General features: G+C 59.7%; 15 protein-coding genes. 7 read left to right on the top strand and 8 right to left on the bottom strand.

Annotation, left to right across the window (positions count from 1 at the left end; all coding sequences use genetic code 11):
* Positions 1 to 127 precede the first annotated feature (127 nt).
* Positions 128 to 1,036, top strand: a complete 909-nt coding sequence (locus tag P3T17_RS31575; RefSeq protein WP_429410600.1) for a LysR family transcriptional regulator — start codon at positions 128 to 130, stop codon at positions 1,034 to 1,036.
* Positions 1,037 to 1,046: 10 nt separating this feature from the next.
* Here the strand turns inward: P3T17_RS31575 and P3T17_RS31580 are convergent, their stop codons facing one another.
* Entirely contained in the window at positions 1,047 to 1,481 is a 435-nt protein-coding gene (locus P3T17_RS31580) for an N-acetyltransferase family protein (protein ID WP_429410602.1), read from the bottom strand.
* A gap of 89 nt (positions 1,482 to 1,570) precedes the next feature.
* Positions 1,571 to 2,428, bottom strand: coding sequence for an oxidoreductase (locus tag P3T17_RS31585; protein ID WP_429410604.1), 858 nt, complete (start codon positions 2,426 to 2,428; stop codon positions 1,571 to 1,573).
* A gap of 126 nt (positions 2,429 to 2,554) precedes the next feature.
* On the opposite strand from P3T17_RS31585, the gene P3T17_RS31590 reads away from it, so the two are divergent.
* Complete coding sequence (locus P3T17_RS31590) at positions 2,555 to 3,511, top strand: LysR family transcriptional regulator (RefSeq protein WP_074267421.1); 957 nt, start codon at positions 2,555 to 2,557, stop codon at positions 3,509 to 3,511.
* 48 nt (positions 3,512 to 3,559) lie between these two features.
* Here the strand turns inward: P3T17_RS31590 and P3T17_RS31595 are convergent, their stop codons facing one another.
* Together P3T17_RS31595 and P3T17_RS31600 are read right to left on the bottom strand one after the other, a co-directional pair.
* Positions 3,560 to 3,973 (bottom strand): VOC family protein, encoded by a 414-nt coding sequence (locus P3T17_RS31595; RefSeq protein WP_074267422.1) that lies wholly within the window; start codon positions 3,971 to 3,973, stop codon positions 3,560 to 3,562.
* A 48-nt stretch (positions 3,974 to 4,021) separates the two neighbouring features.
* Positions 4,022 to 4,936, bottom strand: coding sequence for a cupin domain-containing protein (locus P3T17_RS31600; RefSeq protein WP_429410606.1), 915 nt, complete (start codon positions 4,934 to 4,936; stop codon positions 4,022 to 4,024).
* A 98-nt stretch (positions 4,937 to 5,034) separates the two neighbouring features.
* Here P3T17_RS31600 and P3T17_RS31605 point away from each other — a divergent pair, with 98 nt between their 5' ends.
* The 5 genes from P3T17_RS31605 to P3T17_RS31625 all read left to right on the top strand — a co-directional run bounded on the left by P3T17_RS31605 (position 5,035) and on the right by P3T17_RS31625 (position 11,898).
* Complete coding sequence (locus tag P3T17_RS31605; protein WP_429410608.1) at positions 5,035 to 5,778, top strand: SDR family oxidoreductase; 744 nt, start codon at positions 5,035 to 5,037, stop codon at positions 5,776 to 5,778.
* A 142-nt stretch (positions 5,779 to 5,920) separates the two neighbouring features.
* The gene (locus P3T17_RS31610; protein ID WP_429410718.1) at positions 5,921 to 6,565 is read left to right on the top strand and encodes a TetR/AcrR family transcriptional regulator; all 645 of its coding nucleotides are present in this window, start codon (positions 5,921 to 5,923) and stop codon (positions 6,563 to 6,565) included.
* A 249-nt stretch (positions 6,566 to 6,814) separates the two neighbouring features.
* Positions 6,815 to 7,219, top strand: coding sequence for a VOC family protein (locus P3T17_RS31615; protein ID WP_429410610.1), 405 nt, complete (start codon positions 6,815 to 6,817; stop codon positions 7,217 to 7,219).
* Between the two features lie 500 nt (positions 7,220 to 7,719).
* Positions 7,720 to 8,766, top strand: a complete 1,047-nt coding sequence (locus tag P3T17_RS31620; RefSeq protein WP_429410612.1) for a purine-nucleoside phosphorylase — start codon at positions 7,720 to 7,722, stop codon at positions 8,764 to 8,766.
* 381 nt (positions 8,767 to 9,147) lie between these two features.
* A complete protein-coding gene (locus tag P3T17_RS31625; RefSeq protein ID WP_429410614.1) occupies positions 9,148 to 11,898 on the top strand; it encodes a TonB-dependent receptor in 2,751 nt (916 codons plus the stop codon).
* A 102-nt stretch (positions 11,899 to 12,000) separates the two neighbouring features.
* Here the strand turns inward: P3T17_RS31625 and P3T17_RS31630 are convergent, their stop codons facing one another.
* From P3T17_RS31630 to P3T17_RS31645, 4 genes are all read right to left on the bottom strand, one after another.
* Positions 12,001 to 13,026, bottom strand: coding sequence for an SGNH/GDSL hydrolase family protein (locus P3T17_RS31630; RefSeq protein WP_429410617.1), 1,026 nt, complete (start codon positions 13,024 to 13,026; stop codon positions 12,001 to 12,003).
* A 158-nt stretch (positions 13,027 to 13,184) separates the two neighbouring features.
* Entirely contained in the window at positions 13,185 to 13,448 is a 264-nt protein-coding gene (locus tag P3T17_RS31635) for a transposase (protein ID WP_254368970.1), read from the bottom strand.
* A gap of 174 nt (positions 13,449 to 13,622) precedes the next feature.
* Entirely contained in the window at positions 13,623 to 14,390 is a 768-nt protein-coding gene (locus tag P3T17_RS31640) for an SDR family NAD(P)-dependent oxidoreductase (protein ID WP_429410619.1), read from the bottom strand.
* Between the two features lie 68 nt (positions 14,391 to 14,458).
* Positions 14,459 to 16,456, bottom strand: coding sequence for a S9 family peptidase (locus tag P3T17_RS31645; protein WP_429410621.1), 1,998 nt, complete (start codon positions 16,454 to 16,456; stop codon positions 14,459 to 14,461).
* Positions 16,457 to 16,480 lie beyond the last annotated feature (24 nt).

Raw genomic sequence — 16,480 nt, forward strand, 5'->3', positions numbered from 1 at the left:
CCTCTGATGTTCAAGCGATTCGATTTCCGTTTCCGGACCGTGAATGCATAGTAGATTGGATCGTTTGGCGAGATAATCCGGTATTTCCTATCATCAACCTGTCGTAAAACTATCGAATGAGCGAGCTATGGACCGTTTTGCGAGCATTGGCGTATTCGTTGCCGCGGTGGACGAGGGCAGCCTGGTGGCGGCTGGCAGACGGTTTGGACTGTCGGCCTCCATGGCAGGGAAGTATCTGAGTGCGCTCGAGGCCGATCTGAACGTCCGGTTGCTGCAGCGAAGTACGCGCAGCCTTAGTCTCACGGATGCCGGACGTAGTTATTACGTCCGCTGCAAGCGGATACTCGAAGAACTCGACGACGCCAACAGCGAGGCGAGCGATGCCCACAGCACTGCACGCGGCACGTTGCGCGTTGCCGCGCCGGTTACTTTTGGCGAACTGCATATGGGCGACGTGGTGGCGCGTTACCTCGAGAACCATCCGCAGGTGAACATCGAGGTTTCGCTTGATGATCGCTACGTTGATCTGCAGAACGATGGAGTCGATGTCGCGATCCGCATCGGCCGGTTGCCCGATTCGCAGCTGGTCGCGCGGCGTCTTGCGCCGTGCAGGATGGTCCTGTGCGCGGCACCTGCGTTTCTCGAACGTGAGGGTGTGCCGAAAACGCCCGAAGATCTGCGTGACGCGCCTCGTCTGGCCTTCAACGAGGCGGTGTCGATACCTGAGTGGGCACTGATAGATGAAGCAGGCCGCCAACATGCGATCGACGGGCCGTACCGGATGCAGGCGAACAACATGCAGATGCTGCTGGCGTCGACGCTGGCAGGTATCGGCATTGCGTATGGGCCTACGTTCGTGTTCGGACCGCATATCCGCACGAAGCGACTGGTGGAACTCTTGCCCGGATATAAAGCGCCCGAATTGACGATCCACGCGGTTTATCCGACTGCGCGCTATGTGCCTTCGAAGGTGAGGCGGTTCATGGATTACTTGGCTGAGGCTTATGGAGAACAGCCGTCATGGGACGAGTTTTAGGCGGGCTGGCTCAGTTGCCGATCTGCTTTCTAAGGCCAATCATCGTAATGCTATAGCCGTTGCGCGTATAAAACTCGTGGGTGCGCTTTCGCTCGTTGTTGCAGCGTATGACAATCGATGTAGCGTTGTATTCGTGGCTTTTGATCCAATGCTCGGCGCTTGTAAGGAGTTCGCGGCCAGTGCCGACGCCTCTCGAACCCTCACGCACCACGAAAGCCAAAATCTCTCCATATTTTCCACTGGAGATGATGATGTCGACGCGAGCATGAATCCATCCAAGGACTTCTCCGGCGTCATTTTCATAGACAAGAATCTTGTGATCCGATCTGGGCAATATGACCTCAAGCCGGGTCTTGATGTCTTCCTCGGAAGCACTCCAGCCGAACTGGCAACTCAAGATGCAAATTTCTTTCGCATCGCTCGATCGCGCGTCCCGAATGCTCATGTCACTTTCCCCGATGGTCCTGGATCGGGGTTGATTGTCGACGATTCAGGCGCGGATGTCGAATCGCCGCGCTCTTGTTTTTTCCCGACTCAAGCAGCAAAGTCCGTCGATGCCGACAACGCCTTCCACGTCTCCGTTTCCTGCGTAACATAAGCGTTCTTCGCAGCGATAGCAGCAAGCGTGTCAGTACCAAGCGGAAGACGCAGCGGTGGCGTAGGTGCATCAACGAGTTTGATCATCGCAGCCGCCAGCTTGTTCGGATCGCCCGGCTGGTTGTGATTCATCTCCTGGGCTTTGCGGCGCACGGCGCCTGCGCTCGCGTCATAGTCGGCAATCACCTCAGGCGCCACGACCAGCGAGGATCCATCCAGAAAGTCCGTGCGGAAATAACCGGGCTCGACGACCGTCGCGTGAATCCCGAGCGGTTTCAATTCGGCATGCAACGCTTCGGTGATGCCTTCGACAGCGAACTTCGTCGACGAATACACGCCGAATCCCGCCGAGCCGCGGTAGCCGCCAATCGACGAGATATTGATCACATGGCCCGAGCGTTGAGCGCGCAGCGTCGGCAGTACAGCGCGCGTCACGTTCAGCAGGCCGAATACGTTGGTGTCGTACATCCGGCGGACGTCCTTGTCAGCAGACTCTTCTACTGCGCCCAGCAGGCCGAAGCCGGCGTTATTGACCAGCACATCGACGCGGCCGAATTTCTCCACCGCCTGTTGCACCGCCGCTCGGGCCTGCGTCTCATCCGTCACGTCCAGCGCCACCGGCAGCAAGGCGGCCGATTCGCCCAGCCGCTCGACGATGGCCGCGACGTTGCGTCCCGCTGCCACGACTGCGTTGCCGTCCGCGAGCGCCGCTTCGGCGATCAGCGCGCCGATACCGCGCGACGCACCGGTAATGAACCATACGCGCTTGAAATCGCCTTGCCGGGTACTTGCCATGATGTCTCTCCTACGGATGGGTGGCCTCGGATGAGGTGATGCCATGGTAGGCGTCACGATTGACACAAACTAGCCGTCAATTGCTAGACTCATAATCAACTAAAATTTGCTAATCTGGGCGCGATCATGAACGAAATTCGTGCGATCACCACTTTCGTGCGCGCCGCGGCGCTCGGCAGCCTGCGACGCGCCGCGGTCGATCAGGGCATCTCGCCTCAGGCTGCGAGCCACGCGGTGATGCAACTGGAGAAGGAGTTGGGGGTGCGGCTGTTCCACCGGACGACCCGCAAGCTGAGCCTGACCGAGGAGGGCCAGCGGCTTTTCGACAGCGTGAAGCCGGCGCTTGCCACTCTGCACTCCGCGCTCGACGAGGCGCGGCGCTCGAAAGAGGAGGTCGGCGGTCTGCTGCGCGTGAGCGCACCGCGATCGCTCGGACTTCCGCTGCTGTGGCCTTGCTTCGAGGCATTCCAGCAGCTTTATCCGAACGTGCAACTCGAAGTGCAGTTCGACGATCACTTCACGGATCTCGTGACCGAACGTTCCGACGTGGGATTTCGGGCGGGGCCGCCACCGTCGGGCGGATCGATTGCGCGCCGGCTCATGCCGATCCATCTGATTGTCTGCGCGTCGCCGGAATACATCGAGCGTAACGGCGTGCCGCGGACCATCGAGGAACTGGCTCAGCATCGTTGCACCGGCTATCGTCGCGCGAACACCGGCAAGCTTGCGCAGTGGCAGTTCCGGATCGGCGATGAGGTTGTCTATCGCGACGTGCCCTGTGTCGTCTGTGTGAACGACACAGAAATGGAAACGCATGCTGTGCTATCGGGGCTTGGCATCGGACAGCTGGCCACCTTCAACGCTACGGCTCACATCCGAAGCGGCCGGCTCGTTCCGTTGCTGACGCAGCACATTGCGGACTACGGCATGATCCATATCTATTACGGACATCGAACCGAACAGCCGCTGCGCGTGAAAACCTTCATCGACTTCATGATCGAGCGCCTGGCGGACAACCGGGATTTTTTCCTCGATCCATCGGAATTGCGCGTCGCGCGAACACCTCAGCGCCGGGCGCGGTGAACAGCCGCGCCCGGCCCATAGACGATGTTCAGGATGGCTGACGAGTGCTTACTTGGGCGGATTCAGGTCGAACTCGATGCGGATGCCGCTCGGCTCGTAAATCATCATGTGGCGCTTCGGCCCCTTGCCGAGCAACTCGGGCGAAAACTCCACCTTGACGCCTGGCCATTTCGACACACGCTCGAATATCTCGTTGAATGCGCTTTCATCCGCGGCGCGTATTGCGAGGTGATGCAGCCCGACGTTGGACTTTCTGTCGAAGGCGACCTCGGATTCGGTGTTCTTGAGTTGCCACAAGGTCAGCATGATGTGGCCATCCGAGACGAACACGGCAGGATAGTCCGGCTTTTCGCCTATCTTTTTCCAGCCAAGGCAGTCGATAAAAAACGCGCTGGTGAGGCCGAGATCCTTGACGGTAAGACCTACGTGATCGATGCCGGTCGTGAGTGAAGCTGAACTCATGTCGTACTCCTTGCAGGGTTTCAAATTCGCAGCCTGGACGATCCGGATTCACGGCTGCGCGCTGACGAGTCTCCGGTCCCGAGCATACCGCGTTGGCGGCAATCCGACGTGGCGGGTGAATGCGACGCTGAACGTGCTGGCGGAGCTGTAGCCGACGCGCCCTGCGACCTCTGTCACACTGCACTCTTCGCGTAGCAGCAGGTTCTTGGCTAAGGCCATACGCCACGACAGCAGGTATTCCATGGGTGCGACGCCCACGGCGCGGCTGAACCGCTCGAAGAACGCCGAGCGCGAGAGGGCGGCCTCTTTTGCCAGTTGTGCAACAGTCCAGGTTTCTGTTGGACGTTCGTGCATCTGCCGTATCGCGGCGGCGAGGCGCGGGTCGCTTAGTCCACGCACCAGGCCGGGCGATGCCGCTGTTCCCGACGATCGAAGCGCCTCGATGAAAAGAACCTCCAGCAGCCGCGCGAGGACGACATCCCGTGCGGGCCGCTGCGCGCGCGTCTCGTCTCGCACAAGTTGCACGAGCGTGGCGAGCCTTTTCTCACCTCGGACGTGAATGAGTTTCGGCAGCAGCGACACCAGCAGGGCCGCATCCGGCGAACCGGCGACGCAGTGGCCCACGAGCACCACCACATCAGGCGGACCCTCCTGAACACCGACCCGGAAACTGCCATCGGCGAGCATCACCGGCGACTTGTCCGAGTGCCTGGGCGACGGCGGCTCGAGGCTCGTCATCGCGAAGTCGTACGCCGCCGGGATCAGTGCAAAGTCGTTCGTCTGGAGGATTACTGGCTCATGCCCGTCCACCTCGAGGCGGCAGGAGCCCTCGAGGATCGAACAATAGAAGGGCTGCCCCGTGTCCGAGCGGCGAACACGCCAAGGGCCGGCGCAACTGACAACTTTCGAGAAACTGGCGGTCGGCTGAAGCAGTGTGACGACTTCCGCGAGCGGGTCGACCATAACCGGACTCCTGCAAATGCAAAATGGACGCTCGATTGTAGCAAGTCCGGGTGTGGCGACTTATCGTGTGGGTACGGCAACCCACCAACGGAGTCACCATGAAAACCGTCCTGATCACCGGATGCTCGTCCGGATTCGGCCTCGAGACCGCTCGTTACTTTCTCGATCGCGATTGGCAGGTCATCGCCACGATGCGCACGCCGCGCGAGGACGTGCTGCCGCGTTCTGCGAACCTGCGCGTGCTCGCGCTCGATGTCACTGATCCGGCCAGCATCCGCGCGGCTGTGGATGCGGCTGGGCCGATCGACGTACTCGTCAATAACGCGGGGATTGGCATGCTGAACGCGCTCGAAGGTACGTCGATGGAGATCGCGCGCGAGATCTTCGAAACCAACACGCTCGGCACGATAGCGATGACCCAGGCAGTGCTGCCTCAGTTTCGCGAGCGTAAGGACGGCGTCGTCGTCAATGTGACGTCGAGCGTGACCTTGAGGCCGCTCCATCTGCTCTCCGTGTACACCGCCAGCAAGGCGGCCGTGAACGCATTTACCGAATCTCTTGCGCTGGAACTCGAGCCCTTCAATGTGCGAGCGCGCCTGGTGCTGCCGGGGCGTGCCCCCGAGACCCGCTTCGCTGAAAACGGCCGTCCGCGGATGGCAGGTGGCATCCACGAGGCGTACGCCGAGATTGCACAGGGGGTCTTCGCGCGATGGGCCGACTCCTCGGTGGTCACGCATTCGCTGGATGTGGCCGAAGCGGTGTGGCGTGCGGCAAATGACCCATCGTGCCCGTTGCGCATTCCTGCCGGCGCTGACGCTGTGGCATGGGCCGCGCAGGTCTGATCGTGCTGAACCTCGAGTCCGGTCTTGGGCGGAGCTTTGTAGTCGTTGCGATGGCGCCGCCGCGAACTGCGTTCGCGGCGGTCTGGCGAATCATCCGTTAAGCTATAAGGTCCGAGCGATTGCTCGCTTTTTGACGGATCTCGTGGTGACGACAAAAAAGCGCCATTCACTTAAGCCGCGCAAGATTCCACAGCAATCGCGCGCAGAACAAACGGTCGCTACGATTCTCGAGGCAGCAGCCCTCATCCTTGAGACCAAGGGACTCGACGGGCTGAATACCAATCTCGTCGCGCAGCGCGCGGGCGTCAGCGTCGGCACGCTCTATCAATACTTCCCAAACAAGGACGCGCTGATCGTTTCCCTTAGCAAGCGGGAAGGAGCCGTGTTCTTTGCCGAGGCCAAAGATGCATTGCACGAACCCACCGGCCAGAAGGCACTAAAGCATCTGATCGCCGTCGCGGTCCACCAGCAACTGCGCCGTCCGGCGCTTGCACGCGCGCTCGACTTCGAGGAAAACCGCCCCGCGATTGCGAAAGAACTGGCCGCGTCGAAGGGCGCCTTTCACGACGTAATGAAACAGATTCTGGGTCGCGAGGATATTCCGCTGCAGTCAAACATGGATGTCACGACCGAAGACCTGATCGCCGTCATTCGCGCCATCGTCGATGGTGCGGGGGAGCGCGGCGAATCGGATCGCCGCGACCTGGAAAGCCGTGTCGGCCGCGCTTTGTTCGGATATCTGAGGATCGTGGAGCGTCCGCCCGAAAAGTCGCGAGCCCGGAAATAGCCGGCGGTGCCTTGTTGCCTTCCAAAAAGCGAGCAATTGTTCAGATCGTTGCTCCATCAAACCCGTAAACCCGCGCAGATATTGGGTCGCACGCCACAGCACAGGCGCTGGCCAATGCGAGTTTAAAAATCGAGCAATTACTCGCAAAATAATCCTCGTGGAGCATCGCGTTGATCGGCGCGACTGCATGCAAGCGGAGCGCCGAGCGACCGCTCTACGACACATTTCGAAATTTCTGCGAGATCCATCATGAATCTTCATCAAGAAGCAAAGCTGAACCACCTCAGTTTCCCCACGACCAACGTGGCCGAAACGGCTGCCTTTTTCGAAAAATACCTTGGTTGCGAGATTGTCGCCGCCGGTGAGCACTGCCTGCTCAAACGGAACGGTTTCGACATTGTTCTGGAGCGCGTCACGGAGGAGGTGCCGGTTTGGCCAAAGAACTTCCACTTCGGCGTGGAGGTCGAGACCTTGAAGGACGTCCATGCCCTCTATGAGGAATTTCGTGCGGGAGGCGTTCGCATGGAAACTGAGGTCTTTAATAACACGCGTGGATCGCGATTCTTTTGCCGCTCGCCTGGTGGCGTCCTGATCGAGGTCAACACGCGTGAGGACATGCACAAGCAGGATGAATGGCAAAAGCTGTTCTCTTAAGAGGCGTGAATCGAATCCGGGCCGTGCGGTTCAAAGACAAGGACTAGTAGAGCATCCGAATATCTGCATTTGCCCGCCACGTACAGCAATCGTGAGCGGCGTCTCAAAGGGCATTGGGGCCGCACTGGCGTGGCGGCCTCACGCACCCCAAGCGGGGCGCTAGCGAATCCGCCTACATTTTGCTTGCTGCCTTGGCCGCAAGATTGGGCCTCTTGCCATGCGCGATGTGTGATGCGCGGGCTTCTTCCTTTTACGGCTTGGGTCTTACCCATTTCGCATCCGCAGTTATATATCCTCTCGTATACCGGGTATCACACCCGTCCCTCGGACAAGCTTTGGCATGCGCCGTGCTTATAGTCCCGCCTACTGCGCCGACGCGCTACAAAAAGTTACTGTTTGTTTATGAAACTCGCAGTAAGGCGACGTCGCCGCACGATTATTGGGCACTTAAGCACAAAGCTGGGCTGTTCGGCCGAATCATCTTTTAATCAAAGCGCCTCATGCATAAAAAGAAACTGCTTCGAAGTCTTGTTTGCGCGGGTCTCGCATTTGTTATTCAAACCGGCACCACCTTCGCCGCACAGTCGCCGTCGACGCCGCGGCACGTCAAGGTACTGATCATTTCGATGTTCGCGCCGGAAGGTAAAACATGGCTCGACCATCTGGGAAAAACACAGGCAATCGAAGTGGCCGGTTTATCGCCGGATTACCCCGCGGTTCACTGCAACCATGATGACGTATGCGTTGTCACGACGGGCATGGGACACGCGAACGCGGCTGCCACGATGGCCGCGCTGGTTTATTCGAAGAAGTTCGATCTGCGTAAGACCTACTTCCTGGTATCGGGCATTGCCGGCATCGACCCGGCGCAGGGCACGCTGGGGTCGGCAGCGTGGGCTCGCTATCTGGTGGACTTCGGTATCCAGTGGGAGCTCGATGCGCGCGAAATCCCCAGCAGCTGGAAGTCAGGCTATCTCGGCATCAACACAAAGAGCGGCAACGAAAAGCCTCCACTGGACTACCACACAGAAGTCTTTCAGTTAAACGAAGCGTTACTGCAGAAAGCTTACCTGCTCTCGCGCGACGTGAAGCTGACCGATAGCGCCGAAGCGCAGGCGTATCGGGCGAAATACACGACCGCGCCGGCCAATCAGCCGCCGACGGTCATCCAGTGCGACACGCTCGCCGGCGACACATGGTTCTCCGGCGAGGCGCTGGGGCAGCGCGCGCGTGACTGGACCAAACTGCTGACCGACGGCAAAGGCACGTACTGCACCACCCAGCAGGAAGACAACGCGACCTTCGAGGTCATCAAGCGCGCCGCTGCGGCAGGCCTCGCCGACACGAATCGTGTGGCCGTCCTGCGTGCGGGATCGGACTTCGATCGGCCGCCGCCCGGCGTATCGAACGTTGACAACCTGCTGAACTACCAGCAACAGGGCGGATTCGTTCCTGCAGTGGACAACCTTTATCTGGCCGGTTCGCCGCTGGTCAACGCCATCGTCAAGAACTGGGCGCAATGGAAAGACGGCGTCCCCGCTAACTAGTCAGCGCGCTGTCCGCACCGTGCGAGCGGCGCGCGCGGCATGCCGTGTCGCGCATCGCAAAGTGCTTCATCAGTTGTGAACGTAGCCATGCCTGGCATGGCTACGCTTTCCCCGATCGCCTGTGTTCGACCCTGGAGCCGAACGGGAAACGTATAAATTCAGTTTCTTTCAGTTTTAATGTTTTGTAAATAAATTAGTAATCCTATTTTATGTCGATGTAATTGAAAGGTCTTTGAGTCGTTGATGTTGTGTCTGCTGTCCCGCAGTACCAGGGTGGGGATTTCAAAAATTCCAGGCCACCTGAAGTCGAAAAAAATGCCCAGGCGCAACACGTTGAGTTGCGCAACGGGTTTGGCTTATTGACAAGAGTGAAGGGAAATCATGAAACAAAGAGCTTTGGTATCGGCCATGGGGAAGATCCTTTGGGCCGAAATAGCGCTGTCGGCAGCATTGGGCACAACACTCAGCACGTCTGCGCTCGCGCAGAGTCAACCGGCTGCAACGAACGACTCGACGCCCGCGGCCACTGCCGCGGCGCCGGCTGCCGGAGCCAGTTCGGCAGCGACCGCACCGTCTTCACCGGAGATGACCAAGAACAAAAACGGTGTTGCCCAGGTCAAGCGGTTCGAGGTGACGGGTTCGCTGATCCGTAGCTCCGACAAGGTTGGCTTTAACCAGGTTCAGACGGTCACCGCCAAGGAGATCCAGGACAGCGGCGCCAACAGCGTTTCCGATTTCCTGCGCAGCACCAGCGCCAATTCGGCCGATAGCTGGAGCGAAGCCGAGTCCAATAACTTTGCGGCAGGCGCCTCGGGCATGGCGTTGCGCGGTCTCAGCGAAAAATACACGCTTGTGCTGATCGACGGACAGCGGGTTGCACCGTTCGCCTTCTTTTCGAACGGCGTCGATACCTTCTTCGATTTGAACACGCTGCCGCTTAACGCTATCGACCGCATCGAAATCGTGAAGACCGGTGCGGTGTCGCAATACGGTTCGGACGCGATCGCGGGCGTGGTCAACATCATCACGAAGCACGATTTCCAGGGCTTGCAGCTCGATGGCAGCTATGGCGGCTCCACTGACGGTGGCGGCGGCAACGGCACGGCGAAGTTCAGCGCGCTCGGCGGCTTCGGCAACCTCACTTCGGACGGCTACAACGTCACGGCATCCGCAAGCTTCGTCAGGGACAACGGCTCTACGCTGGCCGATCGCGATTCGACCTCGTCCATGGACTTCACGGGGCAGCCGGGCGGTATGTCGATGCTCGCGCCTTCCTACTGGACAAATCCCACCACGGGCAATGCGCAGGCGCTCAGTTCGTGTCCGTACGGCAGCTCGGTCAAACCGGCCAGCACGAATTTCACCTCGGTCTTCTATGGTCAGACAACCGGAAGCGTCTGCGGCCTGTACACCGGCAACGGGTTCTCCATTGAACCGTGGAGTCAACGTCTAAGCGCGAAGGTGGATGCGCAGTTCAAGATCAACGACACAACCACCGCCTTTGTCGATCTTTGGGAAAGCAACAACACAAGCGTGCAGGGCGGCGGAGTCTGGAACAACACCGTCGGCGGCACCAATTCGTCGCTGGTGTATAACCCATCGACGAAGACATTTTCGCTGTTCAACAACACCGTGCCGGCGAGCAACCCGTACAACCCGTTCGGGGTGGCGACGCCGCTCATCTATTCGTTCCCCAACTCCGTGGCGGAAACCACGGACGCCAACTACTGGCGGGCGGCCACGGGTGTGAAGGGTTCGCTCACACTGCCGAACGGGGATTGGGACTGGGCAACCACCTACACCCACTCGCAAAGCGATGTGTCCAACTCATACTCGAACCAGCTGAATGTCAACGTTCTGAACAACATCTTCCAGAACGGCACCTACGACTTCGCGAATCCGTCTGCGACGCCGAACGGGCTTAACGGCCTGTACATGGACGCTAACAATATAGCCGTCTCCAAGCTCGACACGCTCGATGCGACGATCTCGACCCCGACGCTGTTTCACCTGCCGACGGGCGACGTGGGCCTTGGTCTGGGTGCTGAGTTCTTCCATCAGAGCGAGTCGCTGAGTCAAGGTGCGGCGTACGCCGAGGGCCTGGTGCTGACGCCGGATGAGGAAGAGGTGCAAGGTCAGCGTAACGTTGCTGCGGTGTACTACCAGTTCGATATCCCGATCATCAAGGGGCTGACGTTTAGTCAGTCGGGCCGCTACGATCACTACAGCGATGTCGGCGGTGCATTCTCGCCTCGCTTCGCTTTGCGCTGGCAGCCGGTCAAGGAGTTGACCGCGTATGCGTCGTACGATCGCGGCTTTCGTGCACCGACGTTTGTCGAAGACAGCACCTCGCAAAACATGGCGCTCGTGATCAACCAGTCCGGTGCGGTGACGGCGCTGACGTCGGGCAATCCGGATCTGCAGCCGGAGCGCACGAAGAACTACAACATTGGCTTCGAACTGTCGCCGGCCCGCACAACCGATGTCGGTCTCGACTGGTACAAGATTCACGTCAGCAACGTGATCGGCATCGACCAGCCGTCGTCGACTGTCTATTACCCGGGTACGACCACGCCGGAATACGAGACCTTCGAGTATCAGAACCTCGGCGGGCTCGATACGAGCGGTTTCGAAACCACCTTCCGTCAGTCGTTGCCGACGCCGTACGGTACGTTCACGCTGTCGGGAGACTGGGCCTATGTCGAGTCGTTCAAGTTTACGCTGGACGGTCAGACGGTGAATGCGGCAGGCAACAACCTCGCGCTCAATGAGCCGTTCGGCGGCGCTTTCCCGCGCTGGAAGGGCAATACGACCTTGAACTGGGCGTATCACAAGTGGAGTACCTCGCTAACGTGGCAGTACGTGGGGCCTTATACGCAGACCTTCACGTACATCCCGACGCCGACGCCGCAAAGCACCAGTATGGGATCCTATAGCCAGTTCAACCTGATGGTGACCTACACCGGCTTCAAGCACTGGACGCTGTATGGCGGCATCGACAATATCTTCAATCGCGTGCCGCCGTTCGACGCGGTATGGGCGGATGGCCCGCTGTGGCAACAGGGCTACGACACGTCGCTGTACACGTATGTCGGCCGCTTCGCGCAGATTGGGGCGACGTACAAGTTCTGACGCTCGTGGGTCGCGAGCGGTTGTTATTACGTGGTTGAGGAAGTGGGGCGAGCGCTCCTGCCTGCCGTCAAGCAACGCAGGCAGGGGCGGTCAGTCGTGTCTTCAGTGCCCCAAACCGCTGGCTGCGATCTGCTGCTCCACGTACTGGGCGAAGAGCGCGTGCAAATGAGTCGTCGGATGAAGGTCGTCGGCGAACATGTAGGTCTGGTCTGCGTTGGCGCTCACGTAGGTTGCGGGCGAGCATAGCAAGGACGTGTCATCGGGCGTTTTCGAGGCGTCGCAGGCCTGTGCGGTGTTCGACACGGCGAAGCCATTGGCCTGGAAATTCGCAATGATCCCGTTCAACCATGTGTAGGCATCAATCTGGATCACCTTGCTTTGCAGGCCGGCGGTTTGCAACGCGCCGGTCAGGGTACTGTTGAAGAGTTCCGATTCCTGCGTCAAGTTGGCTCCGCCGTCGGACGACGCGAGGCCGTCAGGCGATAGACCGATGTTCGGCAGATTGACCACCACGACATGCGTGGCGCCATTCTGGACGATCAGCCCGATCTGCTGGGCGAGTGTGTTGGCGGCAGTCTGGACGATCGAAGCAGCGGCGGGCAGCGCTCCCGCGCGAAGCACATCGTTCGCGCCGGCCCACACGAGCACCAGCTGATTGGCGTTAAAGCTCTTGTACGTACTCAGGTAGCTCGAAACCTGCTGATTGACAGGCATTTCGATGTCGCCAATCACGTCGGTGAGGAAGTTGTATTCGGTCGCGGGCGTTGCCACCGTCGCACCACCTTCTGCATAGCCCATACCGCCGTTCGGACTCAGTGCATGTGTGAGGCCGATCGTGTACGCGGCGGTGAGCGTATTGCCGTAATACTGCGCGACGTTCTGCGTCCACACCTGGCCTGGATTGGTCGTAAAACGCCCGCCACCCACCGCGCTTGCGATCGGCGCGTACGTTCCGACGTCCGAGAGGCTGTCGCCGAATGAGACAACCTGCAGATTGACGCCGCCTGCCGGTGTGGTTGTGCTGCCGCCGCTACTCGAACTGCCTCCATGGCCGCCGCCGCATGCTGCAAGCAATACGGCCGCGACGGAAAAAATTGCAGTCCGTACCTTGTTATTTACAGCTCGCATAAATTACTCCTCCCGGGCCGGCCCGTTGCTGTAGGCCGGTGGCGGCCTAAGCTCACGGGTCGCCGTCGCAATGGTGCTCAATAGTGCTTACGGAGTAGCAAAAAATGTGCACTATCGCGGCCGAGCAGCCGACATACCGCGGAGGAGGGGGCTTTCGTTCAGACTTGCTCGATCTGCAGTTCATCGAGTATCTGGGTCATGAGGCCGGCGCGTCGCCATTGCAGCCATTTGATGTAGCACGTCTGCGATGGCGGAAAGTTGGCTGGTAGCCGGTGCCACTTCTCGTCGCGGGTAATGACCCAGAGAATGGCATTCAACACATCTCGCGGATCCCGGGCGGGACGGCCAAACCGCTGCTTCGAATCGCGGGACAGGAGATGGCTAACGCGCAACCAAGCCTCATCGGAAAGAGGAATATCCATCACGGTGACCCCAATTAACTATCCAGTACATTCCCAATATACGTTTTAGTAGGCGGGCTCTAAAGCGTGATCTAGCGAAGATTTCACACCTTATCCCACAGATTGGATCGCTCGGGGCGGTGTATTGACGGCGGGAATGTTCCTACGAAAACGAATACGGCTCGCTCGACGCGCTTACGTCAGATTTAATCCGCCATCCGAGAGCAGAATTTCGCCGGTCAGATAGTCCGAGGCGACCAGCAAGGCGACAGCCTGCGCAATGTCCTCGGGACTGGCTGCCCGCTGCATGGGTGCGCGCTCTTTCCAGAGTTGCTGCGCCTGGGTCCAGCTGGCGGTAAGCGGGGTATCGACGAGTCCAGGTGCGACCGCATTCACACGGATATCCGGCGCAAGCGAAACAGCGAGCAGGCGTGTGACGTGATTTAACGCGGCCTTGGTTGCTGCGTAAGGAATGGAGGCTCCCTTGGGCCGGACGCCCGCGTGCGAACTGACGTTCACGACGCAACCAGGCTGTCCTCGCGTGGCCGCATCGCGCAGCGCAGATTCTGCTTCGGACACCAGACGAAATGGAGCAACGACATTGACTTCATACAGTTCGTGCCACACGTCCGGCGTGGCTGCCTGGAGATCGGCGTGTGGGATCACGCGACTTATCCCGGCGTTGTTGACCAGAACGTCGAGGCGGCCCCATACGCCAACTGTTTCGCGGATAAGCCTCACTCTGTCCGCATCGTCGGCCAGGTCGGCCTGTATATAAACTGCTGAGCCTAGTTCGCGGACCAACGCATGACTCGCGTCAGCCGAAGTGCGCGAATGCAAAACGATCGAGTATCCCTCCCTCGATAGCCTTCGGGCGATGGCCGCGCCGATACCGGAAGTCGAGCCGGTGACAAGGGCGACAGGGGTGGGCGTCTTTGTCGATGCGCTGATATCAAGGGTCATGGTTTTCCGGTCTCCGGCGGAGATGGCGATTTTAGTTTAGGGCCTACGCGTCTCGGCTAGCCGGAGCATCAGATGTTGTCGATCGCCACGGGTTCGATCTTGTCGGCGGGTTCGAAGCCGAAGACCTTGCCATAAAAATACAACTCGGCTTCGAGCGAATGGGTGATGTTCTCGGCCCGCTTGAAACCATGGCCTTCCCCTTGATACAGCACGTGAGCAACCGGCAGGCCCTTCGCGCGCACCGCCTGATAGATCGATTCGGCCTGATTCGGTGGCACGACCTTGTCGTCTGCGCCCTGGAAAAGGATCATCGCGCTCGACATGCGATCCACGAAATGGATCGGCGAACGTGCCTGGTAAAGAGCGCGCTCTTCAGGGTAAGGACCGACCAGCCGGATCATGTAGCGCGATTCGAACTTGTGGGTGTCTTGCATCAAGGCTTCGAGATCTGCCACACCGTAATAGCTTGTACCCGCTTTGAAAAAATCATGGAAGGCCAACGCGCACAACACCAGATAGCCGCCGGCGCTGCCCCCGCGAACGGCGAGTGCGTTCTCGTTCACGCGCTTCTGGCCTATCAGGTAACGCGCTGCATTGATCGCATCGTTGATATCGACGATTCCCCATTGCCCATTGAGACGTTGCCGGTATGCGCGGCCATGACCGCTGCTGCCGCCATAGTTGACGTCGACCACGCCAAAGCCGCGACTGGTCCAGTACTGGATTTGCCACTTGAATCCGGAATGCGTCGCCGAGGTCGGGCCGCCGTGAGCGATCACGATCAATGGGGGCAGCGTGCCGTCGGGCCCGTTGAAGTCGGGGTTGGTCGGTGCATAAAAGAAAGCGTGTGCGTGGAGGCCGCCTTCAGTCGGGAAACGGATCGGCTCGGCAATCGATACATAGTGGGCGTCGACTTCTGCACGATCGGACTTGCGCACGATGCGGCTAACCCGAGTCCCGAGATCGAGCTCGACGATCGCTTCGCTTGCGGTCGGCGAACTGCCGACGAAGGCCACCTGTTGAGCGTCGACCTGCAGGTCGCGCATTGTGCTGTATGGCGTGGGGATTTCATCGAATGCGCCGGTTGACGGATCGTACACGGCCAGATGCGTAATGCCATTCTGTTCGTAAAGACAGGCAATCCGGCCGTCATCCGTGAAGCCGTAGGTGGTCATACCGAACACCCACTGCGGCTTGCCGAATTCGGCATCCATGGGGCGAAGGGCTTCGAGTGTGTCGTCTGAGGCGTTCACGTCGGGCACAACGGATGAAGCACCTCGCACCCGATAGAGGTTCCACCAGCCGCTACGATCCGATACAACGTGCAGATCGCCAGCCGGCGACCAGGCGGGCTGAAACAGCGATTCGCTGTTGCTCCCCGCTGCACGGCGCGGCTTATCCAGCGCGCCATCGGCTGCAATCTCAGCTACCCACAGTTCGGTGCCATCCCACGGCATGTTCGGGTGGTCCCAGCTCAACCATGCAAGCCGCGTTCCGTCGGGGCTGATGCAGGGCGAAGAAAAGAAATCGTGACCGTCCGCGATCACTGCGGCTTTTCCGGTTGCCAGATCGATGCTGACCAACGTGTTGACCGGTTCATGACCGCCCTGGCGATGATCTTCGCAAACTCCGATCAGACGCCCGCGAGCCGGGTCTGCGATCAGGTCCGCATAGCGGAGGCCCTCAGTTTGCGTCACGGCTTTCGGCTGGCCGGAGGCATCGAGCGTGTAGACCTGTTGATCTTTGAAGTTGCTGAAGAAGACGCCGGTAGCAGTCACGGCAAATGAACCGCCGCCGTATTCGTGCGCGCGCGTTGCGGCGTCGAACGGCGCTGCTGTCAGGTCCTCCACTTCGCCATCGGCGCGAAGCCGGACCAGCGCATTCCTGCCCTTTTCCTGCGGACGTCCCTCGGTCCAGTAAATGCCATCGGCACCGATGCGGGGCTGTCCGAGCCGGATCGATTCGCCGACGACCAGCGCGGCGGTAATCGGCGACTTCCAACTGCCGAATGCAGCGTAAATGGGGGATGCTGCTTTCGGCGAGGAGGACGATTCGGTGGAGTTCATGGGGGCGCGAAAGGTAGGAGTAAG

Source organism: Paraburkholderia sp. GAS82 (genome assembly GCF_050436285.1).
In the GTDB taxonomy this organism is placed as follows: domain Bacteria; phylum Pseudomonadota; class Gammaproteobacteria; order Burkholderiales; family Burkholderiaceae; genus Paraburkholderia; species Paraburkholderia phenazinium_B.

Bases quoted from the DNA above. Each gene is read 5' to 3' on its own strand.
- P3T17_RS31635 (WP_254368970.1), bottom strand. From the start codon at position 13,448: ATGGATATTCCTCTTTCCGATGAGGCTTGGTTGCGCGTTAGCCATCTC.
- P3T17_RS31625 (WP_429410614.1), top strand. From the start codon at position 9,148: ATGAAACAAAGAGCTTTGGTATCGGCCATGGGGAAGATCCTTTGGGCC.
- P3T17_RS31605 (WP_429410608.1), top strand. From the start codon at position 5,035: ATGAAAACCGTCCTGATCACCGGATGCTCGTCCGGATTCGGCCTCGAG.
- P3T17_RS31615 (WP_429410610.1), top strand. From the start codon at position 6,815: ATGAATCTTCATCAAGAAGCAAAGCTGAACCACCTCAGTTTCCCCACG.
- P3T17_RS31630 (WP_429410617.1), bottom strand. From the start codon at position 13,026: ATGCGAGCTGTAAATAACAAGGTACGGACTGCAATTTTTTCCGTCGCG.
- P3T17_RS31600 (WP_429410606.1), bottom strand. From the start codon at position 4,936: ATGGTCGACCCGCTCGCGGAAGTCGTCACACTGCTTCAGCCGACCGCC.
- P3T17_RS31580 (WP_429410602.1), bottom strand. From the start codon at position 1,481: ATGAGCATTCGGGACGCGCGATCGAGCGATGCGAAAGAAATTTGCATC.
- P3T17_RS31575 (WP_429410600.1), top strand. From the start codon at position 128: ATGGACCGTTTTGCGAGCATTGGCGTATTCGTTGCCGCGGTGGACGAG.
- P3T17_RS31595 (WP_074267422.1), bottom strand. From the start codon at position 3,973: ATGAGTTCAGCTTCACTCACGACCGGCATCGATCACGTAGGTCTTACC.
- P3T17_RS31620 (WP_429410612.1), top strand. From the start codon at position 7,720: ATGCATAAAAAGAAACTGCTTCGAAGTCTTGTTTGCGCGGGTCTCGCA.
- P3T17_RS31640 (WP_429410619.1), bottom strand. From the start codon at position 14,390: ATGACCCTTGATATCAGCGCATCGACAAAGACGCCCACCCCTGTCGCC.
- P3T17_RS31585 (WP_429410604.1), bottom strand. From the start codon at position 2,428: ATGGCAAGTACCCGGCAAGGCGATTTCAAGCGCGTATGGTTCATTACC.
- P3T17_RS31590 (WP_074267421.1), top strand. From the start codon at position 2,555: ATGAACGAAATTCGTGCGATCACCACTTTCGTGCGCGCCGCGGCGCTC.
- P3T17_RS31645 (WP_429410621.1), bottom strand. From the start codon at position 16,456: ATGAACTCCACCGAATCGTCCTCCTCGCCGAAAGCAGCATCCCCCATT.